This is a genomic window from Streptomyces sp. NBC_01232 (assembly GCF_035989885.1).
Taxonomy (GTDB): domain Bacteria; phylum Actinomycetota; class Actinomycetes; order Streptomycetales; family Streptomycetaceae; genus Streptomyces.
In genome coordinates, this window is record NZ_CP108518.1 from 1,271,600 (window position 1) to 1,292,661 (window position 21,062).

The following is a 21,062-nucleotide window of genomic DNA, read 5'->3' on the forward strand; positions in this document are numbered from 1 at the left end:
ATTGGGTAATTGTCGGACGGCACTGACGCTATGGGCCTCGAGTTAGCGACCGGTTATGAATCCGGGCACTGTAGAACTCTTGTAGACAGGCTATGAGTTCAGCTGGAGAAGCGTGCGACGTCGGCGCTCTCACGGGTGATTCCGGCCGCCACGTCGGGGCTGTGGGGCCCGGCCCCGGGGAAGGGTTCGACCGTCACCGGCGTCCCACGGCGTCCGCCCGACCAGGTGCCGACGGCCAGCCCGTCGACCAGCACGGTGGCCCGGATCTGCCCGCCGCCGGGCCACACCCGGCGTTCGTGTTCGGCGGGCACGGAGAGGTCACGGCTGCGGTAGCCGACGAGGTAATTGTCGTAGGCCGGCAGCAGGCGCACGTCGGGCTTCCCGGCCGGGGGCACGGCTTCGGGCCCGGTCTCCCGTACGGAGGCCCACGCGTTCTTGCCCGTGGTGGCCTTGAGCCCCGACCAGTGGATGAAGTCCAGGGCGTCGGAGGGTCCGTGGGCCGCCCGGTAGCGGCGCGCGAGTTCGCGTTCGGCGGCCGCTCCGGTGAAGGGCAGGGGCCCGGTGGCGGGCAGCCAGTCGTCGAGGAGGACGAAGGTGGCCTCGCCGCCCTGCTGCGGCCCGTGACAGATGCGGCCCGCCAGGGCTGCCCGGCGGATCAGGTGGAAGGCGGACTGCCCCTTCGGCTCCACGCCGAGGGTGGTGAGCCGGTCGGTGAGCTGGGCGCGGGTCAACGGCCCCTCACCGTCGATGGCTTCGGTGATGAGCCGCTCCGAGCGTGTGCACAGGGACTCGTCGAGGCCCAGCTCGCGCAGCCGCCGGGCGGCGAGCGCGAGGTAGACCGGGCCGAAGAGCGCCAGCAGCCATCTGGCGTCGGCGGCCGGCACCAGCTGGAGGGTGCCGCGCATGAACCAGCCGCGGACGGCGGTGCGTTCGGTGTCGGTGGCCCGGCGGACCGCGTCCCGGGTCAGCCCGCGGGCCCGCACCCGGAGCCCGAGCTCCGCCGCGGCCAGGTCCTGTGCCTGCACGGCCAGCACCCGGTCGAGGACGGCGGCGACCGATTCCTCCCGGACCCCGCCCCCGATCGCCTGTGCGCGCGCCCTGAGCAGCCGGTCGGTCGTAGGTCGTTCCACGTGTCCAGTCTTTCAGCCGAGCAGCCGCAGCCGCATCTCCTCGCGGGCCGCCACGCATCCGACGACCCGATCGCTCCCCCAGTCCAGCAGCCGCCAGCCGCTCCAGCGCGCCGGCCGCTGCCCGTACACGGGAAGGTCGAGGCGGGCCGCTCCGTCGAGCGTGGCCGCCCCGACCTTGACCAGGGACTCCTTTCTCACCCACTGGCGCAGGAAGGCGCGCCGCGGGTCTTCGGCCGCCCGTACGGCGGCCAGTTCCTCCTCGTTGCAGACGGCCTCGGCCACCCGCTGGTCCAGCGGGTGGCCGTCGAGCGTCTCCACGTCCACACCGACGGGGCCGTGGGCCGCGGCGGCCGCGACCCAGCCCCGGGTGTGGGCGAGGCTGACACCGGTGCCGGGCGCTTCGAGGAGCCGCGGCCTGCCGTGCGGCCGGTCGCAGCTCCCGCAGCTCTGGACGACGGTGAGGCTCTGCGCCGGGCGGCCCAGGAGCCGCCCGGCGCAGAGCCGGACCAGTGCGTGCGCGGCCAGGAAGTCCTCCCGGTCGCCGGCAGACCGCAGGGCGCCGGCCCTGTCCAGTTCGGTACCGGTCAGCAGCTCCCGTACGTCCCCGGCCGCGGCCAGCACCGCCGCGGTCGGCCCGGCCAGAGCGAGGCCGGGCGGTGCGGGACCGGCCGGTGCGGTGCCGGTCATCAGCGCCTGCGGCGCAGCACCGCGTAGTAGCCGGGCAGCCGCAGGGCGTCGGAGTCCGACTGGGGGTCGATGGCGTGCAGTTCTATCGCCTCGTCCTCGACGACCTCCCAGGCGTCCGCGCCGAACGCCTCGGCCAGTTCGGGCCGGGTGAAGCGGTGCGAGTGCCGGACACCGGCGGCCTCCAGCGGGCCGACCAGGTCCTCGGCGCGGCCGCGCTTGCCTCCGACGAAGCCGAGGTAGCCGAAGGAGTTGCTGGAGTAGTCGGGCTCGTGGACGATCAGCGTGCCCTCGTCCCCCAGCAGGCGGTCGGCGACGGCGGCGAGCCGGGCCCGGGCCTCGCCGTCCAGGACGTGGAAGACGCCGCGGACGAAGATGTTGTACGGCCCCTCGCCCAGGGCGGCGGCCTGTTCGGCATCGGTCATGTCGATCGCCAGGTAGTCGACGTTCGGCACGCCCTCTGCCTCGCGCGTGGCGTGCGCGATGGCGCTGGCCGAGACGTCGACGCCGACGACCCGCGGGTAGTGCGGGGCGAGTTCGCGGCTGTAGCGGCCGTTGCCGCAGCCCAGGTCGATGACCGGCAGGCCGCTGCGGAAGTGGCGCTGTGCCTGGCCGAGCAGCCAGTGGAACTCCTCGCCGCTGTCGGCGTCCCAGATGACGTCGCCGCCGCGGCCGGTCCGCCGGATCCCCGCCCAGTACCGCTCCCAGGCGTCGCCGGTGTCGCGCTCCTCCGCCTTGCCGGGGGCGGCGCTCTCGTCGCCGGGCGGCGGGGAGTGGCGCTCCCAGACCTCGTCCCCGCCGAGGGCCTCGAGCAGGCCGGTGAACTCCTCGAACATCGAGTCGATGAGTCCGTCGGGGTAGACGGCGGGCAGGAAGTCCCAGTTGAAGGTGAGGCCGTCGGGCTTCTCGAAGACCTGGAAGTCGAGGGAGACCTGCGGGGTCTGCGAGATCCCGTAGACGGGCGCGCCCAGTTCGGTCTCCTCGTACTGCGGCGGGTGGCCGGCCAGGCTGGTCATCACCACGGGCATGGCCGGGGCGAGGGAGCCGCGCAGCTTGGTCAGCTCGCGCAGCACCTGCACACCGCTGAAGTAGCGGTGCTCCAGGTCGGCCCAGAGCCGGCGCTGGACGGCCTGGGCGCGTCCGGCGAAGGTGCTCTCCGTCTGCTCGACGGCCAGCAGCAGGGTGGTGGTGGTGTCCGCGAGCAGCGCGTTGACCTGCGGGTGCAGCGGGAGGCGGTTGAACAGCGGGAAGTTGATGGTGAACCGGGCCTGTCCGGAGGCCCGGCCGAGGATCTCGGCGTAGGCGGCGGCCAGCACCCCGGAGGGGGTGACCTCACGGGCGTGGGCCCGCTCCTGGATGCGGGTCCACAGTTCCGGGGACACGACGTGGCTGCGTCGTTCGAAGCGGACCGGCAGCTCGGGGGCGTCGGCCGGGCGCTCGGGCAGCCCGGGGGCGGGCGGGAGGGTGGCGAGGCGGTCGCGCCAGTACCACTCGGAGCGGCGGTAGAGCTCGCTGTCGCGCAGCGAGTTCCCGACGGCGAGGACGTAGTCGCGGAAGGTCAGCTCCAGCGGGGCGAGTTCGGCGCCCGGTTCCACGTAGTAGGTGACCAGGTCCGGGATGAGGACCTGGAAGTAGCTCCAGGCGTCGGCGACGAGGAAGTCCAGGCAGAGGTGGATGCGGGCCCGGCCGCCGCCCAGCAGGCTGATCCGTACGTCGAACAGCGGCCAGCTGTCTCCGTCGAGGACCTGGTGGGAGAGCCGCTCGCGCAGCTCGGCCAGCTCGGCCTGCCGGGCCTCCTCGCCGAGGCCGCCGAAGTCGGTGACGGGAATCTCGTAGGCCGGGATCTCCTCGAAGACCTGCTGAGTGCCGTCGGGCAGGACGCGGGTGCGCAGGGCGTCGTGGCGTTCGACGAGCCGGCGCCAGGCGCCCTCGAAGCGGGCGACGTCGAGCTGCTCGCTCTCCCACTCGAAGTAGCCGTGGCAGCCGACGTTGCCGAGCTCGACGAGTCCGCCGCGGCCGATCCACAGCGCCTGCTGGCTCTCGGTGAGCGGGAAGGGCTCGAAGCGCGCGGCGGGGTCGGGGACGATCGCGGGGAGTCCGCCGAAGGAGCCGCGGCCGCCCGTGCGTTCGGTGGTGACGAGGGTGGCGAGCTCGGCGACGGTGGGGCAGGTGGAGAGGTCGGAGAGGCTGAGCTCGACGCTGTAGCGGCGGCGGATCTCGTCGATCAGCTGGAAGGCCAGCAGCGAATGGCCGCCCAGCTCGAAGAAGTTGTCGTGGATGCCGACGCCGTCGGTGCGGAACGCCTCGGCCCACAGGCGGCCGATCCCGTCCTCGACCTCGTTGCGGGGGGCCTCGTAGCCGGCGCCGACCGCGTCGCGGCCCTCCGGGGGCTCGGGCAGGCTGCGCCGGTCCACCTTGCCGTTGGGGAGCCGCGGGAGCACGGGCAGGACGACGACGGTGGCGGGGACCATGTAGTAGGGCAGGGTGCGGGCGACCTCGGCGCGCACCGCGGCGGAGTCCGGTTCGGCCGCGCCGGCCGGGGAGACGTAGGCGATGAGCCGCTTGTCGCCCGGGCCGCGCTCCTGGGTGACGACGACGGCCTCCGCGATGTCGTCGAGCCGTGCGATGTGCGTCTCGACCTCGCCGAGCTCGACGCGGAAGCCGCGGATCTTGACCTGGGAGTCGGACCGGCCGAGGAGTTCCACGGCGCCGTCCTCGCGGCGGCGGGCGAGGTCGCCCGTGTCGTAGAGCACCGGGTGCGGGTCGTCGGCGACGAAGTTGGGGTGGAACTTCGCGGAGGTGAGCTCGGGGCGGCCGTGGTAGCCGGCCGCGACACCGGCGCCGGAGACGTGCAGGCGGCCGACCTCGCCCTCGGGCACCGGGCTGCCGTCCTCGTCGAGGAGGTGGACGCGCAGGTTCGCGATGGGCACGCCGACCGGGACCTGGCGGGTGGCGCGGACCTCGTCGGAGGTGGCCTGGCTGGTGAAGTCGATGCCGGCGCCGAGGTCGAGGCAGGACAGGACGTTGGTGGTCTCGGTGGTGCCGTAGGTCATCACGACCCGGAAGGGCGTGTCGACGGGCGGCCAGCTGTGCACGCGCTCGGCGGTGGTGACCAGGATCCGCAGCGCGGTGTCCGCCGGCCACGTCAGGCCCCAGGCGGGCTCGGCCAGGGCGGCGACCAGCATGGTGTGGGTGATGCCCTCGCCGGCCAGCCAGTCGCGGATCTGCTCGGGGGTCTGCGCCTGCCCGGCCTCGGGGATGTGGACGGCCGCTCCGGCGGGCAGGTAGGCGAGCCACTCCATGATCTGGACGGCGAAGCCGGGGGTGGACATCCAGGAGGCGCGGTCGCCGGGCCGGACCCCGTAGGCACGGGTGGTCCAGTGCACCAGGTTGGTGAGTGCGCCGTGCCGCTCCAGGACGGCCTTGGGGGTGCCGGTGGAGCCGGAGGTGTAGATGAGGTGGCTGACGGTGTCGGGTCCGGTCACGACGGCGGGCGCGGTGTCCGGCTGTCCCTGCCCGGCCGTGGCGACCTCGTCCCGGGGGACGTCCTCGGGTATCCGGCGGCCGAGGTCGGCGGGGGTGAGTACCAGCAGCGGGGCGGCGTCGGCGATCATCGCGGCGAGCCGGTCGTCGGGGTTGACCGGATCGAGGGCGACGATCGCCGCGCCCGTCTTGAGGATGGCGAGGGAGCCGATGACGTACTCGGCGCTGCGCGGGTAGCAGAGGCCGATCCGGGTCCCGGCGGCCGCGCCGCGGGCGATCAGCGCGTGCGCCAGGCGGTTGGTGGCGGCCTCCAGTTCGGCGTAGGTCCAGCTGCGGTCGCCCTGTGCGAGGGCGGTGGCCCGGGGGGTGCGGGCGGCCTGTTCGGCGAGGAGCTGCGGGTACCCGGTCGCGGGGAACGCGGCGTCCGAACGGTTGAAGTCGACGAGTGCGGTGGTCACAGTGCGGGCCCTTTCTTACTTCGCGAAGGCTCGGCTGCGCAGCAGCCGCACGGGGAGAGCGTTGATCCCCCAGGTGAAGTTGGAGGAGTTGAAGGTGACGGGTCCGGCCAGTTCGAAGCCGTCGAGCACGCCGAGCATCTCGGTGAGCAGGGCGCCGAGTTCGAAGCGGGCCAGGCGCGCACCGAGGCAGAGGTGGCGGCCGTGGCCGAAGGCGACGTGCCGGTTGGGGCGGCGGTCGACCCGGAAGGAGTGCGGATCGGCGAAGACGTCCTCGTCACGGTTGGCGGAGACGTTCCACAGCGTCACCCGGGCGCCCTCGGCGATGGGGATCCCGTTGATCTCGGTGTCGCGGACGGCGGTGCGCAGGGCGTGCACCCCGGGGGTGGTCCAGCGCAGGATCTCCTCGACCGCAGGGGTGATGCCGTCGTGGCCGAGGCCGCGCAGCAGCCGCCACTGGTCGGGGTGTTCGGCGAACATGTGGACCGCGCCGGCCGCCGAGTAGCGGGTGGTCTCGTTGGCCCCGGAGAGGACCCCGTTGAGGTTGAAGACGATCTCGTGGTCGCTGAGCGGCCGTTCGACGCCGTCGCCCTCGTCCACGAGGGTGTCGTGGGCGATCTGGCTGACCAGGTCGTCGCCGGGGCGGGCCCGGCGCTCGGCCAGCAGTTCGATGAAGTAGAGGAAGATCTCCGAGTGCGCGTTGGTGCGCACCTCGTCGTCCGGGGAGTCGAAGGCGTCGGTGGTCAGGGCCCCGATCCAGGCCCAGTCGGCGCGCGGGATGCCCATCATGGCGCAGACGACCCGGTTGGGCAGCTGCTTGGCGAGGTCGATGAAGTCCAGCTCGTCGCGTTCGACGGCCTCGGTCACCAGCTCGCCGACGACCTTCTCGACCATCGCCTCCAGGCGCGGCATCTGCTGCGGTCCGAAGGCCTGGTGGAGGGCCCGCTTGAGGCGGGTGTGGTGGGGGACGTCGGAGACGATGAGCATGCGCTGGGCGACGGCGGCGACGGCCGCCGGGTCGCTGCCCAGGCGCATCCCGCGCGCCGAGGAGAAGGTGTCGCTGTCGGCGTACGCCTTCATGATGTCGCGGTGGCGGCTCAGCACCCAGAAGCCCCCGTCCTCGCTGCCGGGTTCGGGATGCCAGTGGACGGGCGAGTTGGCGCGCAGCCAGGTGAAGGCGGGCCAGAAGTCGTTGCGGCCGAAGGGGCCCGGGTCGAGCAGGTCGATCTCCATCTCAGGCTCCTCGCAGGCTGAGCGGGCGGGTGTCGGGCCATTGGGCGTCCACGAAGCCGGCGCATTCGTCCTCGGTTCCGTCGAACCCGGCCGGCGTCCAGCCGTCGGGGGTCTCGCGTGTGGCGGGGTACAGCGCGTACTGCCCCTCGTGGTTCACGAGAACCTGGTGGGTGGTGGGCACGGTGTCCTCCGGACTCGGGCGGGCGGGCAGGCGGGTTGTTGCGGACGGTCGGGCGGTCGGACGGGCGGTCAGACGCCGGTCGTGGTCTCGCCGCCCGTGCCCCGCAGCAGGGCGGTCAGCTGGTCCAGTACGGGCTGCGGGCGGCGCAGTACGGCGTGGTGGCCGCCCCTGGTGGTGTGCCGGGTGAACGCGGCGGTGGTGACCGCGGCCCAGCCGTCCAGGTCCTCGGAGCTGACGGTCTCGTCGCCGTCGGCCCCCCAGGCGTGGACCGGCGCGTCCAGGCGTACGTCCGGCTTGTGGACGTAACTCAGCGACAGCTGCGCGTCCTTGCGGAGCATCGCGACCATCAGGGCGCGGGTGTCCTCGTCGAGCAGCCCGGGGTCGAGGCCGGCCGTGTCGAAGAGCTTGTCCAGCTCCTCGCCGTCGTCGACGATGCCGCGGCCGGCGCCGTCCCAGTGGCCGGGGGCCCGGCAGCCGCTGACCACCAGGGCCCGCGGGGCGACCCGGCGGGAGACCTCGTAGCCGAGGAGGCCGCCGAAGCTGTGGCCGAAGACGACCAGGGGCCGGCCGTCGGCGACCACGTCCAGCAGCTCCGCGGCGATGGCCCCGACGGCCTCGTCGAAGGTGTCCGGCATCGGCTCGCGCCAGCGGTTCTCCCGCCCCGGCAGCTGTACGCCGTACACCTGGGCGGTACCCGCCAGTGCGGGCTGCCAGGCGCGGAACTGCTGGCAGCCGGCCCCGGCGGGCGGCAGGCACAGGAGGGCGGGCAGGGTCCGGCCGGCGGGGTCGTCCGACCAGGTGGAGATCCAGGCGCCCATGGCTCAGGCCCCTTCTGCTTCGGCGGCGTCGCCGCCCGGGGCGGCGGCGGACGCCTCCCGCTCGGCGGCGAGCCGGTCGACCTCGGCGGCGAAGTGCGCGGCCGTCGGCTGTGCCAGCAGTGCGCCGAGGCCGACGCGCAGTCCGGTGATGCGGCGCAGCTCCGACACGGCGCGGGCGGCGGCCAGGGAGTGGCCGCCCAGATCGAAGAAGTCCGCGTCGGGGCCGGGGATCTCGGTGGCGAGCACGTCGGCCCAGACGGCCATCACGATGCGCTCGCTCGTGGTCGGGCCGGCGCCCGGGGCCGCCGGCTGCGCGGTGGGCGCGGCTTCCGGTGTCACCAGGGCCTTGGCCAGCGCCTCGCGGTCGGCCTTTCCGGTGGTCAGGGTCGGGATCCGGTCGAGCACCCGGACCGTGCTGGGCACGGCGGCCGCGGGCAGCTGCTTGCGGCAGCGTTCCACGACCAGGTCGGCGAGGCCCGCCCGGTCGGCGCCGGGGGCCGCGACGACGGCGAGGCCGAGGGTCTGGCCCGAGGCGAGGGGGCAGCAGGCGGCGGCGACGACCTCGGGCAGCTCGGCGGCGATCCGCTCCACCTCGCCCAGTTCGATGCGGTGACCGCGGATCTTCACCTGGTCGTCGCGGCGGCCCCGGTACTCCAGTTCGCCACCGGGCCGCCGGATCACCACGTCGCCGGTGCGGTACATGCGCGTGCCGCCGCCCTGGAAGGGGTCGGGCAGGAAGCGGCTGGCGGTGAGGCCGGGGCGGCCCCGGTAGCCGCGTGCGACGGCGGGGCCGCCGAGGTAGAGCTCGCCCTCGGTGCCGGCGGGCACCGGGCGGAGCTCCGCGTCCAGGACGTACGCCCGGTAGCCGGGCAGGGGTCGTCCGATGGTGGTCACGTCGTCCCCTCGTCGGCTGTCGGCCCAGGTCGCGGCGATGGTCACCTCGGTCGGCCCGTACACGTTGAGCAGCCGGCGGCCGTGGGCGAACCGTTCGGCCAGTGCGGCCGGGCAGGCTTCTCCGGCGACCACGACCACTTCGGCGGAGTCGATGCCGGCGCCGTGGGCGGCGAGCAGCGACGGGGTGAGGGAGACGGTGCGCAGGCCGCCGGGCAGCGGTTCGCGGCCTTCGGCGGCGGCCTGGCGCAGCCCGTCCAGGGAGAGGTCGGCGAGGGCCACGCCCTGGCCGTGCGTCAGGTAGAGCAGGGTGCACCAGAGCCAGCCGTCGAAGGCGGGCGAGACGGCGTTGAGGCCGAGCCCGCCGGGCGGCAGGCCGAGTCCGCCGAGGGCTTCGACGAAGGTGTCCAGGCCCCGGTAGGTGACCTCGACCCCCTTGGGGCGGCCGGTGGTTCCGGAGGTGTAGATGAGGTACGCGCAGCCGTCGGGGGCGGGTACGGACACCGCGAGCGCCCCGGGGGCCCGGCGGCGGACGTCGGCGGGGGCCAGCAGGGCGATCCCGTCGGGCTCCAGTCCGGTGGGCACCTCGGGGGCGACCAGGACGGCGGCGCCGGCGTCGCGCAGGACGCGGCCGAGGCGTTCGACGGGGTGGCCCGGGTCCAGGGGTACGGCGGTCGCGCCGAGACTCCAGACGGCGAGCAGGGCGGGGACGCTCTCCCGGGACCGGCCGAGCAGCAGCCCGACGGCGGTCTCGGGGCCGGCTCCGGCCGCGGCGAGCGCGGTGGCGTACCGGGCGGTGCGGGCGGTGAGCGCCGCGTAGGTGAGGGTGCCGTCGAAGGCCTTGACGGCGGTCTCGTTCGGCTGTTCGCGCGTCCACCGTTCCAGGCGGGCGAACAGCGGCGGGAGGGTGTCGCCCGCCGGCGCGGCGGGATCCGGTTCCGCCCCGGCCGCGCGGAACGGTGTGTCGTCGGCCGGTACCCGCAGGGCGGTGGCCCCGGCGGACTCGGCGTGCCGGTGGGTCATCCGTCGTTCCTCTCGGTGTCCGCGGGGCGGGCGGCCGCGGTCGCCCGCAGGCGCGGGCCGACCACCTGGCCCCCCGCGCCCTGCGGGAGCTGCATCGACTTGGTCTCCAGGAAGGCCTCCAGTCCGGCGGTGCCGCACTCGCGCCCGATCCCGGACTGCTTGAATCCGCCGAACGGGGCGGCCGGGTTGAACTGGCCGCCGTTCACGTCGACCAGGCCGGTGCGGAAGCGGCGCGCCGTCCGCTCGGCGCGGGCGTCGTCGCCGGACCAGACCGCGCCGTGCAGCCCGTAGCGGGTGCCGTTGACGATCCGGACCGCCTGGTCCTCGTCGTCGTAGGGGATGACCGAGAGCACCGGTCCGAAGATCTCCTCCTGGCCGATGCCGCTCAGCGGGTCCACGTCGGCGAAGACCGTCGGCCGGACGTAGTAGCCGGTGTCCAGCCCGGCGGGCCGGTCGGGGCCGCCGCGGACCAGCCGGCCGGCGCCCTCCTCGACGCCCCGCCGGATGTGGCCGGTGACCCGGGCGTGCGCGGCGGCGGACACCAGCGGGCCGAGGTCGGTCGCCGGGTCGCGCGGGTCGCCGGTCACGTACCCGGCCATGGCCTCGCCGGCGAGCTCCACGGCCTCGTCCTGCCGGTCCCGGGGCACCAGCAGCCGGCTCCACTGCAGGCAGGTCTGGCCGGTGTTGAAGAGCATCTGGTCGACGGTGGCGGCCACGGACGCGGCCAGGTCGGCGTCGTCGAGGACGAGGCTCGCGTTCTTCCCGCCGAGTTCGAGGTGGACGCGCTTGACGCTGCCGGCGCCGAGCGCGGAGACCTCCCGTCCGGCCCGGGTGGAACCGGTCAGGGAGACCACGTCGATCAGCGGGTGGGTGACGAGCGCGGTGCCGACGGCGGCGCCGGTGCCCACGACCATGTTGAAGACACCGGGCGGCAGATCGGCCTCGGCGATCGCCTCGGCGAGCAGCCGGGCGTGCAGCGGGGTGATCTCGCTCGGCTTGTGCACCACGGTGCAGCCCGCCGCGAGCGCGGGGAGGATCTTCTGCACGGTGAGCAGCAGCGGGGTGTTCCACGGGGTGATGCAGGCGGCCACTCCGGCGGGCTCGCGCACGACGAGCGAATGGCCCACGCTCTCCTCGAAGGTGTAGGAGGCGGCGGTCTCGACGCAGTGGGCCGCCATGCCGAGGGAGAGCCCGACATGGGTCTGGCGCGCCATCCGGGCGGGCGCACCGACCTCGGCGGTGATGATTTCTGCGAAGCGGTCGGCCCGGACCTCCATGGCCTCGACGACCCGGCGCAGCAGAGCTACGCGTTCGGGCAGCGGGGTGGCGGCCCACCGTGGGAACGCGGCGGCGGCGGCGCGCGCGGCGAGGTCGGCGTCCCGGGCGGTGCCCGCGGGCACGGTGGCCAGGGCGCGCTCGGTGGCGGGGTCGGTGACGGCCAGGCGGCCGTCGGCGTCGGAGGCGACCCAGGCGCCGCCGATCCACTGGTCGGTGTAACGGGGCGGCAGGGCGGCCGCGTTGGGCTCGGCCCCGGACGGTCTGGTGTCCTGTGGCTCGGTCGGCACGGTCAGCACGGTCACGGTGGGGTCCTCACTCGGTCACGGAATCACGGGCTCGCTGGACGGCGGGTCGGTGTCACGCGGACGCCTGGTCGGCCGCGCGGGCCAGGGCGGCCGCGGCCCGGCTGTCGGGCCTGGCCCGCCGCACGGGCCGGGCCGGGACGGTCGTACGGAGGTCCGCGCTGCGGGCGGGGGCTCCGGCCCGGCGGGCGGGCGGCCGCAGCGCGCGGACGGTGGCGGGCGGGGCCCCGGCGACGGAGGCGAAGGCGGAGGCGGAGGCGGCAGCGGGAGCGGGAGCGGCGGGGCGCGCGGCGGCGGGGATCAGGGTGGCCAGCAACCGCTGGGTCTCCTGGCCGGGTGCCACGGCCAGCTCGTCGCGCATGCGGCGGGCGCACAGCTCGTACCAGCGGCGTACGCAGGCGAGTTCGCCGCGCCGGCCGTGCGCGGCCATCAGCGCGCGGTAGGTCTCCTCGTGGTGGCGGTCGATCTCCAGCGTGCGCCTGCACACCTCGATCAGCTCGACGAAGTCCTCGCGGGCCTCGGCGTCGGCGCGCAGCACCCCCAGGGCCCGCAGGGCGAGGGCCCTGAGGTACTCGCGCTGTTCGACGACCCAGTCGGCGCTCTCGCCGCGCAGGAACTCGCCGCCGTACAGGCCGAGCGCCGCCCGCAGCCGGGTGCGGGCGAGCGGGGCGTCGCCGGCCGCGGCGGCCCGCAGGCCGGTGTGCACGAGTTCCTGGAAGCGGTCGAGGTCGGACCACAGCCCGGTGATGTGCAGGACGTAGCCGAAGTCGCGGTAGACCAGCTGGATCCCGGAGTCGCCGGGGCGGTCGGGGTGGGCGTCGAGCACCCGGCGCAGGGCATGGGCGGCGACCTTCAGGGAACTGCCCGCGGCGGCGTCGGCGCCGGGCCACAGGGATGCGTAGAGCCGGTCGCGGGTGAGCATCTGGCCGCGGTGGACCACGAGGTACTGGAACAGGCCACGGGCCTTGCCGGCCCGCCAGCGCTGGACGGGGGTGCCGTTGACGGTCAGCTCGAAGTCGCCCAGGAAGCGGACCCGTACCGCCGGCCCCGCCGTCCCGTTCGCTGCGGTGGTCATCGCGTCCTCCCGGTGGTTTTCAGCCTGCCGCTGCTGCCTGCGAGGAGTGTGTCCGGGAGGTCTACAAAGGCCCTACAACGGCCGGATCCGATCGGTGTAGGGCGGTGATAGGGCCGCTTTCGACACTGATGAGCACGACCACCCGAACCCCCGAACCGCCGAATCCGAAATGAGGGCTGTTTCATGACCAGCAGCGACACCCGGCTTCAGAAGGTCGTCATCCTGGGCGGCGGCACGGCCGGCTGGATGACGGCCGCATACCTCGGAAAGGCGCTGCAGGGAACGGTCGACATCACCGTGCTCGAAGCGCCGTCGATCCCCCGCATCGGGGTCGGCGAGGCCACCGTGCCCAATCTGCAGCGTTCCTTCTTCGACTACCTGGGCATCGCCGAGGACGAGTGGATGCGGGAGTGCAACGCGAGCTTCAAGATGGCCGTGCGCTTCGTCAACTGGCGGACCGACGGGCAGGGCGAGTCGGCGGCCCGCGAGCTGCCGGGCGGCGGTCCGGACCACTTCTACCACCCCTTCGGGCTGCTCCCCGACTACGACCAGACCCCGCTGTCGCACTACTGGTTCAAGCGCAAGCACGAGGGCCGCACCACCGAGCCGTTCGACTACGCCTGCTTCCGCGAGCCCCCCGTGATGGACGCGATGAAGGCCCCGCGCTGGCTCGACGGACGTCCGGCCACCCGGTACGCGTGGCACTTCGACGCCCAGCTGGTGGCCGACTTCCTGCGCCGGTTCAGCACCGAGAAGCAGGGCGTGAACCACGTACAGGACGAGATGGTGCGGGTCGAGCAGGACGGCCGCGGCTACGTGACCACGCTGCACACCAAGGGCGGACTGGCGCTGGACGCCGACCTGTTCGTGGACTGCTCGGGCTTCCGCGGCCTGCTGATCAACCAGGCGATGGAGGAGCCCTTCATCGACATGAGCGACCACCTGCTGTGCGACAGCGCGGTGGCGACTGCCGTGCCGCACGACGACGAGGCGAACGGGGTGGAGCCGTACACGTCGGCGATCGCCATGTCCTCCGGCTGGGCGTGGAAGATCCCCATGCTGGGCCGCTTCGGCACCGGCTACGTCTACTCCAGCAAGTTCACCGACCAGGACACCGCCACCCGCGAGTTCGCGGACATGTGGGGCCTGGACGTGGAGGAGACGAAGTTCAACCACATCCGCTTCCGCGTCGGCCGCAACCGCCGCGCGTGGGTGAAGAACGTCGTCAGCATCGGCCTGTCCTCCTGCTTCCTGGAGCCGCTGGAATCGACCGGCATCTACTTCATCACCGCCGCGATCTACCAGCTGGCCAAGCACTTCCCGGACAAGACCTTCAACGAGGGCCTGGTCAACAGCTTCAACCACGAGATCGAGGTGATGTTCGACGACACCCGCGACTTCATCCAGGCGCACTTCTTCTACGCGCCGCGCAACGACACGCCGTTCTGGCAGGCCAACAAGAAGCTGACCCTCCCGGACAACATCCAGCAGAAGATCTCGGCCTACAAGGCCGGCCTGCCCATCAACTCTCCGATCACCGACGAGTCGACGTACTACGGCAACTTCGAGGCGGAGTTCCGCAACTTCTGGACCAACGGCAGCTACTACTGCATCTTCGCGGGCCTGGGCCTGGAGCCGGACGCCCCGCTGCCCTCCCTCGCGCACCGGCCGGACTCGGTGGCCGGCGCCGAACCCCTCTTCGACACGGTCAAGCGCCAGCAGCAGAACCTGCTGGAGACCCTGCCCAGTGCCTACGACTACCTGCGCCAACTGCACGGCGCGTAAGGCCCACCGCTCCCACGGCCCGGCAGCACGGCTCTCCCGCCGGCTGCCGGGCCGCAGTTGCTTCAGCCACCTCAGGAGTCAGACATGCCCCACCGTTCCGTGCCCCATCCCGCCGCACCGGACGAGTCGGCCGGGGGCCGTCCGGCGGACCTGCGGCCCTTCATGGCCGCCTTCCCCACCGGGGTGTCCGTCGTCACCACACTGGATTCCGATTCCGTGCCGCACGGCCTGACCTGCACCTCCCTCGCGAGCGTCGCCCTCGAACCGGCGACGCTCGTGGTGTGCATACGGGCGGCGAGCCCGACCCTCGCGGTGCTGCTCGCCGGCGGCCACTTCGCCCTCAACCTGTTGCACGAGCGGGCCCGCGGCACCTCGGACCTGTTCGCCTCCGGGGCGCCCGACCGCTTCGACCGCGTCGAATGGCGGCTGCCGCTGGGGGCCGGCGGGCCGCACCTGACGGCGGACGCGCACGCCGTCGCGGACTGCGCCGTGGTCAGAACCGTCGGCTTCGGGGACCACACGGCCGTCTTCGCCGAGGTCCGCCGGGTGACCGTACGGGACGACCGGCAGCCCCTGCTCTACGGGCAGCGCCGCTACGCCCCGTGGTCCGCGGCCGCGGCGGTCCCGCAGCCGGCCGCGCACGCCGCCCTGCCCGCCGCGCTGCGACCCGCCGGGACCGAGGGGGGCACCCGTGTCGTCGGCTGATCCGCTGCCCTCGCTCCTGATCGCCGTCCCCGTCGTGATCCTCGCCTGCCAGGCGGGGGCGATCGTCTTCCGCCGGTTCGGCCAGCCGCCGGTGGTGGGCGAGATCGCCACCGGCATCCTGCTGGGCCCCTCGCTGCTGGGCTGGCTCTGGCCGCAGGCCCAGCACTGGCTGTTCCCGCCGTCCGTGCTTCCGTACACCTCGGTGCTCGGCCAGCTCGGGCTGCTCGCCTTCATGTTCCTGGTCGGGCTGGAGCTGGACCTCAAGAGCCTGCGCGGCCACACCCGCGTCGCGGTGGCCGTGAGCCAGGCCGGGATGCTGCTGCCGCTGGCCCTGGGCTCGGTGCTGGCACTCGCGATGTACGACGGGTTCGCCCCGGCGGGTGTGGGCCGGCTGCCGTTCACCCTGTTCATCGCGGTGGCCATGAGCATCACCGCGTTCCCCGTCCTGGCCCGGATCCTCACCGACCGCGGCCTGTACGGAACCCCGCTCGGCGCGCTCGCCATGGCCTGCGCGGCCGTGGACGACGTCGCCGCGTGGTGCCTGCTGGCCCTGGTGGTGGCCCTCGCCTCGGCCGGGTCCCCGATGGAGGCGGCCACCACGGCCGCGCTGGCCGTGGCCTTCACCCTGGTGATGCTCTACGCCGTACGCCCCCTGCTGGCGCGCTGGGCGGCCCGCGCCGAACGGGCCGGGGACGCCGTGGTCCTGGTGGCGCTCTTCAGCGGACTGAGCCTGTCCGCGCTGGCCACCGACCGGATCGGGGTGCACGCCCTGTTCGGGGCCTTCCTGTTCGGGGTGATCACCCCTCGCACCGGGCAGCGCATCGAGGCCTCGGCGGCCCGGCTGCGCGCCTTCACGGTGCCCGTGCTGCTGCCGCTGTTCTTCGTGCTCACCGGGCTGCGCACGGACATCGGCGGGCTGACGGCGGCGCCGGAGCTGTGGCTGTGGACGGCCGCCATCCTCGGCGTCGCCTTCCTCGGCAAGTGGGGCGGTGCGGCGGGCGCGGCCCGTGCCTGCCGAAGACCCTGGCGGGAGGCCCTGTCGATCGGCGCCCTGATGAACTGCCGGGGGCTGACCGAGCTGGTGGTGCTCAACGTCGGTCTGGAACTGGGAGTCATCGGGCCGCAGCTGTTCACCGTGCTGGTGCTGATGGCCCTGGTGACGACGGCGATCACCAGCCCGGCCCTGACCCTGCTCCGTGCCGGCAGGGAGGTGAAGCGCCCGGCCCCGGCGAAGGCCGAGCCGGAGGGCGCCCTCTCCGGGCCCTGACCGGCAACCGGTACCGGGGAGGGGACCCGACGGGCCGGAGGACGTCCGCCTCGGCCGAGCCACGGCTGTTCAGGCGCCCTCCGGCCCGGTCGGTACGCACAGCACCGGGATCGGCGAGAGGTGCAGGAGCTTGTGCGGGGTGGACCCGAGCAGGGCCCCGCGCATCGGGCTGTCGCCCCAGCTGCCGACGATGATGACCCGGGCCCGGTGCCGCTCGGCGGCGTCCAGCAGTGCCTGGGCGGGCTTCTCGTCGGCCACCTCGACCGACGACGGCACACCGGCTGCGTCGGCCTCCTCGACGGCGTGCGCGAGCGCGCTGCGGCCCGCCTGGCGGACGGCTTCGCGGTGGGCGCGGGACTCCTCGCCGGTGGGGCCCGGGGCGGCCGCCCCGTAGACGAGGACCAGGGGCTCGCCGAAGGCGGTGGCCACCTCCAGCGCCACCTGCAGGGCCCGTTCCGCGCCCGGCGACTCGTCGTAACCGAGGACCACGGACATCAGGACCCCCCTTGGTTCTTCCCGGCGTGGACGAGGGCCGGGTCGGCGACCGAGCGGCGCTCCTGCCAGAACCTGCCGTCACGTACCCGCCAGAAGCACATGACGGCCACACCCACGAGGGCGATGCCGATGCCGATGACCAGCGGTGGGCCGAGCCCGAACCAGGAGACGCCGCTGGCGGAGTTCTCCGGGTTGGACATGTCGCCGATCGACTCCACCAGCAGCCAGATCAGCAGGCCGGCGCCGACCACCGGGCCGAGTCCGATCAGCAGGAAGTTGTGCACGTTCTCGAGCAGGTGGCGGCGGTAGTAGATGGCGCAGGCCAGGCCGGTGAGCGCGTAGTAGAAGGCGATGAGCAGGGAGAGCGCGGTCAGCGAGTCCAGGAGCGCGTTCTCGCTGATCTGGTTGACGATCAGGTACCAGCCGATGGCGATGCCGGCCACCCACCACGTGCTCACGTCCGGGGTCCGGAACCGCGGGTGGATCTGCGCCAGCCTGTGCGGCAGCGCGTGTCGGCGGGCCATGGACAGGGCGGTGCGCGAGGCCGGGATGATCGTGGTCTGGGTGGAGGCGAGCGCGGAGGTGGAGACCGCGAGGAGCACCACCCAGTCCCAGCCGCCCATGACCTCGTGGGCCAGCACCGCGAAGATGGCCTCCTCCTCGCCCGCGTTCTCGGCGAGGTAGGCGGTGCCCGCGTACGCGACGACCGCGAAGCCGACGGACAGGTAGGTGACGAGGAGGATCACGGTCGACCAGATGCCCGCCTTGCCGGGCGCCGTGGCGGAGTTCTCGACCTCCTCGGTGAGGTTGACCGCGGACTCCCAGCCCCAGTAGATGAACACGCCGAGCAGCAGCCCTCCGGTGAGGGCGGCGCCGCCGGCGCCGAAGGGGTTGAGCCAGGAGAGGGAGGGCTCGATCTCCTCCAGGCTGCTGGTGCCGGCGTAGACGCGGTAGATGGCGACCACGGCGAACGCCAGCAGGAAGAAGACCTGGGCGAGGATGAGGACGTCCTGGAGGTGGGCCGAGAGCTCGGTTCCGATGACGCAGATCCCGGTCATGACCAGGATCACCAGGACGGTGAGGCTCTGGCGGATCCACGCGTTGGCGGCCCAGCTGTCGAGTCCGACGGCGAGCAGGCCGAAGTTCACTGCGACGTCCGCGAGCGAGCCGATGACCAGGACGCCGGTCATCGCGATGGCCCAGCCGCCGAGCCAGCCCGCCCAGGGGCCCATGGCCCGGGTGACCCACGAGAAGGTCGTCCCGCAGTCCTGGTCGACCTTGTTGAGGTAGTAGAAGGCGGCGGCGATGAGCAGCATCGGGACGAAGGAGGCCAGCATCACGCCCGGTGCGTAGATGCCGACCAGCGCCACGATCGGCCCGAGGACGGCGGCCAGGGAGTAGGCGGGCGAGGTGGAGTTCAGTCCGATGACGAGCGCGTCGAGGAACCCGATCGCGTTGGCCTTGAGCGCCGCGTCCTGGCCCTCCGGTCCGGCGCCCGCACCGCCCCGGTCCATGTACGAGTCGTGACCCATGTACGAATGGTCACGCACACCGCACCGCCGCGCGAGGCGAGAAGACCCGGGGTCAGGGGCGGGTGTTCCAGCCCGCGATCACGGGGAGGCCGTGCTCCGTGGAGAGCATGCTGACGGTGCCGGTGCGCAGCAGGAACAGCCTGCCGTGCTCGGGCTCCAGGCGCAGGTAGCGGGAGGTCAGGACGCGCAGGAAGTGGCCGTGGGCGACGAGCACCACGTCGCCGTCGTCCGCCCGGAGCACCGGGGCGACCCGGGCCAGGGCGCGGTCGGCCCGGGCGCCCACCTGCGCGGCGCTCTCGCCGGGGTGCTCGGCGTCGCCGGGCGGGACGCCGTGGGTCCACAGCGACCAGTCGGGCGTGGTCCTCTGGATCTCCTCGGTGGTGATGCCCTCGTAGCCGCCGTAGTCCCACTCGTACAGGTCGGGGTCGCTCTCGCCGCCGGTGAGCCCCGCGAGCTCGGCGGTGGCGACGGCGCGGCGCAGCGGGCTGGTCAGCACCAGGGCGGGCTGCCGGTCCCGGAAGAAGGGGGCCAGCGAGATGGCCTCCTCGACCCCGCGCGCGGTCAGCGGGAGGTCGGTGCGTCCCGTGTGCCGCCCGTTCGCGCTCCAGGCCGTCTCGCCGTGCCTCACCAGCAACAGGTCGCTCATCCTCCGGACCCTATGCCTTCCGGCATGTCGGCGCCGGAGCACCCGGGCGGGCGTGTCAGTGTCGGGCGTCATGGACGAGAACCGGGAGGCCGGGCGGAGGGCCGGGCCGCCGCCGCTCCCGCCGCACATGCCGGCGCTGATGGTCGTACTGACCGGGGTGACCGGGCTGGTGGAAGCGGTGAGCCTGCTGGCGCTCGGGCCGGCCTTCACGGCGATGCAGACGGGCAATGTGCTGTTCGTGGCCTTCGGGGCGGCCGGGGCGGGGCGTCTGGAGACGCTCGCGCCCGGGGTCTCGTTGGCCGCGTTCGTCGTCGGGGTGGTGTGCGGGTCCCACCTGGAGTCCGTGACCGAGGTCCGCGGTCGGCGCTGGTTCGTCATCGGGCTCGTCGCCGAGGCGGGGCTGATCCTGACCGCTGCGGGCGTCGGCTGGGGGCTGGTCGCGCAGTACGGATCCCCGGCCGTGCGGCATCTGGTGGTGATGGCGGTCCTGGCCACGGCGATGGGGTTGCGAAACACCACGATCATGCGGGCGAACGTGCCCGGCGTGCCGACGACGCTGGTCACCCGGTCCATGACCGCCTTCATCGGCGCGACGGCCATGGGACGGGAGAACACGTACGGATTCAGGACCGCGGGCTGGAAGCTGCGTGGCCTCTCCGTCCTGGCCATGTTCGCCGGCGGGTTCCTCGGGGCGCTGCTGCTGCGGGCCGGTGGGACCGTGGGCTGGCTGCTGCTGCCGGCCGGCGCGACGGTGCTGGTCGTGGGCCTGCTCTACCGGAGCCAGCCCGGGCTGCACACCGATCAGGCACCTGGCCGGGAACGATCGGGGTGAACGGGGCCATTGGTACAGTCGGGGCGTGGCGGTGGACGAGCTCGACACCAGAATCCTGCGCCTGCTGATCGAGCAGCCGCGCACCAGCGTGCGCGAGTACGCCCGCATTCTCGGCGTCGCGCGCGGCACCCTGCAGGCACGGCTGGACCGGCTGGAGCGCACGGGTGTGATCACCGGGACGGGGCCGGTGCTCTCCCCCGCAGCCCTGGGCCATCCGGTGCTGGCCTTCGTGCACATCGAGGTCACCCAGGGGCACCTGGATGACGTGGGCGACGCGCTGGCCGCCGTACCGGAGATCATCGAGGCCTTCTCGATCACCGGCGGCGGGGACCTGCTGACCCGCGTGGCGGCCCGGGACAACGGGCACCTGGAGGACGTGATCCAGCGGCTGATCCAGCTCCCGGGCGTGGTCCGCACCCGCACGGAGGTGGCCCTGCGCGAGCGGGTGCCGCACCGGCTGCTGCCACTGGTCGAGTCCGTGGGCCGAAATGCCATGAAATCCTGACAGGGCAGACAGGATTACCGGAACAGAACACGAGCGGCAGGACGGGCGCACCGGATGATTTCCGTCATATTCGATCTCGACGGCACGCTGGTGGACAGCGAGCCGAACTACTACGAGTCCGGGCGCCGCACGCTGGAGCGGCACGGGGTCCCCGATTTCACCTGGGAGCAGCACTCCCGTTTCATCGGCATCGGCACGCTGGAGACGCTGGGGATCCTGCGGGAGCGGTACGCGATCCGGACGCCGGTCGAGCAGCTGCTCGCCGAGCAGAACGCCGCCTACCTGGAGCTGGCCCGTACCCGGACCGAGGTCTTCCCGCAGATGCGCAAACTCGTCGAGCGGCTGCACACCGAGGGAACGGCGATGGCGGTGGCCTCCGGCTCCTCTCTCGAGGCGATCGACGCCGTCCTGGCGGGCACGGGGCTGGACGCGCTGCTGACCACGGTGGTCTCCGCCGAGGAGGTCGCGCACGGCAAGCCCGCTCCGGACGTGTTCCTGGAGGCGGCCCGCCGGCTGGGCGCCGAGCCCGCCGACTGCGTGGTCGTCGAGGACGCGGCGCCGGGGGCGCGGGCCGCCCGTGCCGCGGGCATGGCCTGCATGGCGATCCCGTACGCTCCCGGCATCGCGGGGGACCCGGCCTTCGCGTCCGCCGGGCTCCTCTTCCCGGGCGGACAGCCGGAGTTCAGCGCGGACGCGGCCCATGAATGGCTGGCCGCTCGCCGGGCGCGTTAGAACTGTCCGC

General features: G+C 73.4%; 18 protein-coding genes. 6 read left to right on the forward strand and 12 right to left on the reverse strand.

What is annotated here, in order from left to right:
* Nucleotides 1-98: 98 nt before the first annotated feature.
* The 9 genes from OG444_RS06145 to OG444_RS06185 all read right to left on the reverse strand — a co-directional run bounded on the left by OG444_RS06145 (nt 99) and on the right by OG444_RS06185 (nt 12,553).
* Complete coding sequence (locus OG444_RS06145) at nt 99-1,130, reverse strand: winged helix DNA-binding domain-containing protein (protein WP_327261163.1); 1,032 nt, start codon at nt 1,128-1,130, stop codon at nt 99-101.
* Nucleotides 1,131-1,142: 12 nt separating this feature from the next.
* Nucleotides 1,143-1,817 carry a 4'-phosphopantetheinyl transferase family protein gene (locus tag OG444_RS06150; protein WP_327261164.1) on the reverse strand — a complete coding sequence of 225 codons (675 nt, stop codon included), beginning with the start codon at nt 1,815-1,817 and terminating at the stop codon, nt 1,143-1,145.
* Complete coding sequence (locus OG444_RS06155; RefSeq protein WP_327261165.1) at nt 1,817-5,755, reverse strand: amino acid adenylation domain-containing protein; 3,939 nt, start codon at nt 5,753-5,755, stop codon at nt 1,817-1,819. Before OG444_RS06155 ends, OG444_RS06150 begins: the two co-directional genes overlap by 1 nt.
* Before the next feature lie 15 nt (nt 5,756-5,770).
* Nucleotides 5,771-6,985, reverse strand: coding sequence for a cytochrome P450 (locus OG444_RS06160; protein ID WP_327261166.1), 1,215 nt, complete (start codon nt 6,983-6,985; stop codon nt 5,771-5,773).
* A gap of 1 nt (nt 6,986) precedes the next feature.
* Nucleotides 6,987-7,238: an MbtH family protein gene (locus OG444_RS06165; protein ID WP_405792573.1), complete on the reverse strand. Its 252-nt coding sequence runs from the start codon at nt 7,236-7,238 to the stop codon at nt 6,987-6,989.
* A complete protein-coding gene (locus OG444_RS06170; RefSeq protein ID WP_327261167.1) occupies nt 7,235-7,984 on the reverse strand; it encodes a thioesterase II family protein in 750 nt (249 codons plus the stop codon). The genes OG444_RS06165 and OG444_RS06170 overlap by 4 nt, the downstream gene beginning before the upstream one ends.
* Before the next feature lie 3 nt (nt 7,985-7,987).
* Nucleotides 7,988-9,898 carry a non-ribosomal peptide synthetase gene (locus tag OG444_RS06175; RefSeq protein WP_327261168.1) on the reverse strand — a complete coding sequence of 637 codons (1,911 nt, stop codon included), beginning with the start codon at nt 9,896-9,898 and terminating at the stop codon, nt 7,988-7,990.
* Nucleotides 9,895-11,406 carry an aldehyde dehydrogenase family protein gene (locus tag OG444_RS06180; protein ID WP_327266673.1) on the reverse strand — a complete coding sequence of 504 codons (1,512 nt, stop codon included), beginning with the start codon at nt 11,404-11,406 and terminating at the stop codon, nt 9,895-9,897. Before OG444_RS06180 ends, OG444_RS06175 begins: the two co-directional genes overlap by 4 nt.
* 127 nt (nt 11,407-11,533) lie before the next feature.
* Nucleotides 11,534-12,553: an AfsR/SARP family transcriptional regulator gene (locus OG444_RS06185; RefSeq protein WP_327261169.1), complete on the reverse strand. Its 1,020-nt coding sequence runs from the start codon at nt 12,551-12,553 to the stop codon at nt 11,534-11,536.
* A gap of 183 nt (nt 12,554-12,736) precedes the next feature.
* Here OG444_RS06185 and OG444_RS06190 point away from each other — a divergent pair, with 183 nt between their 5' ends.
* The 3 genes from OG444_RS06190 to OG444_RS06200 all read left to right on the forward strand — a co-directional run bounded on the left by OG444_RS06190 (nt 12,737) and on the right by OG444_RS06200 (nt 16,310).
* Complete coding sequence (locus OG444_RS06190; RefSeq protein ID WP_327261170.1) at nt 12,737-14,338, forward strand: tryptophan halogenase family protein; 1,602 nt, start codon at nt 12,737-12,739, stop codon at nt 14,336-14,338.
* A gap of 84 nt (nt 14,339-14,422) precedes the next feature.
* Complete coding sequence (locus OG444_RS06195; RefSeq protein ID WP_327261171.1) at nt 14,423-15,043, forward strand: flavin reductase family protein; 621 nt, start codon at nt 14,423-14,425, stop codon at nt 15,041-15,043.
* Nucleotides 15,030-16,310, forward strand: a complete 1,281-nt coding sequence (locus OG444_RS06200; protein ID WP_327261172.1) for a cation:proton antiporter domain-containing protein — start codon at nt 15,030-15,032, stop codon at nt 16,308-16,310. Before OG444_RS06195 ends, OG444_RS06200 begins: the two co-directional genes overlap by 14 nt.
* Before the next feature lie 69 nt (nt 16,311-16,379).
* On the opposite strand, the gene OG444_RS06205 is transcribed toward OG444_RS06200, so the two are convergent.
* From OG444_RS06205 to OG444_RS06215, 3 genes are read right to left on the reverse strand one after another with little or no spacing between them, the layout of a single operon-like run.
* On the reverse strand, nt 16,380-16,805 hold the full coding sequence (locus OG444_RS06205; protein WP_327261173.1) for a universal stress protein: 426 nt from the start codon (nt 16,803-16,805) through the stop codon (nt 16,380-16,382).
* Nucleotides 16,805-18,337 carry an APC family permease gene (locus OG444_RS06210; protein WP_442810456.1) on the reverse strand — a complete coding sequence of 511 codons (1,533 nt, stop codon included), beginning with the start codon at nt 18,335-18,337 and terminating at the stop codon, nt 16,805-16,807. Before OG444_RS06210 ends, OG444_RS06205 begins: the two co-directional genes overlap by 1 nt.
* A 52-nt stretch (nt 18,338-18,389) precedes the next feature.
* The gene (locus tag OG444_RS06215; protein WP_327261174.1) at nt 18,390-18,983 is read right to left on the reverse strand and encodes a histidine phosphatase family protein; all 594 of its coding nucleotides are present in this window, start codon (nt 18,981-18,983) and stop codon (nt 18,390-18,392) included.
* Nucleotides 18,984-19,053: 70 nt separating this feature from the next.
* Between OG444_RS06215 and OG444_RS06220 the strand changes: the two genes are divergently transcribed.
* The 3 genes from OG444_RS06220 to OG444_RS06230 are packed head-to-tail and all read left to right on the forward strand — an operon-like array spanning nt 19,054 to nt 21,052.
* Nucleotides 19,054-19,815 (forward strand): YoaK family protein, encoded by a 762-nt coding sequence (locus tag OG444_RS06220; protein WP_327261175.1) that lies wholly within the window; start codon nt 19,054-19,056, stop codon nt 19,813-19,815.
* Nucleotides 19,816-19,840: 25 nt separating this feature from the next.
* The gene (locus OG444_RS06225) at nt 19,841-20,320 is read left to right on the forward strand and encodes an Lrp/AsnC family transcriptional regulator (RefSeq protein WP_327261176.1); all 480 of its coding nucleotides are present in this window, start codon (nt 19,841-19,843) and stop codon (nt 20,318-20,320) included.
* Between the two features lie 54 nt (nt 20,321-20,374).
* Nucleotides 20,375-21,052, forward strand: coding sequence for an HAD family hydrolase (locus OG444_RS06230; protein WP_327261177.1), 678 nt, complete (start codon nt 20,375-20,377; stop codon nt 21,050-21,052).
* The last annotated feature ends 10 nt before the right edge of the window (nt 21,053-21,062 follow it).

Excerpts from the sequence above, each read along its gene's own strand:
- OG444_RS06220 (WP_327261175.1), top strand. The coding sequence starts at position 19,054 with ATGGACGAGAACCGGGAGGCCGGGCGGAGGGCCGGGCCGCCGCCGCTC.
- OG444_RS06195 (WP_327261171.1), top strand. The coding sequence starts at position 14,423 with ATGCCCCACCGTTCCGTGCCCCATCCCGCCGCACCGGACGAGTCGGCC.
- OG444_RS06215 (WP_327261174.1), bottom strand. The coding sequence starts at position 18,983 with ATGAGCGACCTGTTGCTGGTGAGGCACGGCGAGACGGCCTGGAGCGCG.
- OG444_RS06170 (WP_327261167.1), bottom strand. The coding sequence starts at position 7,984 with ATGGGCGCCTGGATCTCCACCTGGTCGGACGACCCCGCCGGCCGGACC.
- OG444_RS06175 (WP_327261168.1), bottom strand. The coding sequence starts at position 9,898 with ATGACCCACCGGCACGCCGAGTCCGCCGGGGCCACCGCCCTGCGGGTA.
- OG444_RS06150 (WP_327261164.1), bottom strand. The coding sequence starts at position 1,817 with ATGACCGGCACCGCACCGGCCGGTCCCGCACCGCCCGGCCTCGCTCTG.
- OG444_RS06210 (WP_442810456.1), bottom strand. The coding sequence starts at position 18,337 with ATGGGTCACGACTCGTACATGGACCGGGGCGGTGCGGGCGCCGGACCG.
- OG444_RS06190 (WP_327261170.1), top strand. The coding sequence starts at position 12,737 with ATGACCAGCAGCGACACCCGGCTTCAGAAGGTCGTCATCCTGGGCGGC.
- OG444_RS06205 (WP_327261173.1), bottom strand. The coding sequence starts at position 16,805 with ATGTCCGTGGTCCTCGGTTACGACGAGTCGCCGGGCGCGGAACGGGCC.
- OG444_RS06160 (WP_327261166.1), bottom strand. The coding sequence starts at position 6,985 with ATGGAGATCGACCTGCTCGACCCGGGCCCCTTCGGCCGCAACGACTTC.
- OG444_RS06185 (WP_327261169.1), bottom strand. The coding sequence starts at position 12,553 with ATGACCACCGCAGCGAACGGGACGGCGGGGCCGGCGGTACGGGTCCGC.
- OG444_RS06230 (WP_327261177.1), top strand. The coding sequence starts at position 20,375 with ATGATTTCCGTCATATTCGATCTCGACGGCACGCTGGTGGACAGCGAG.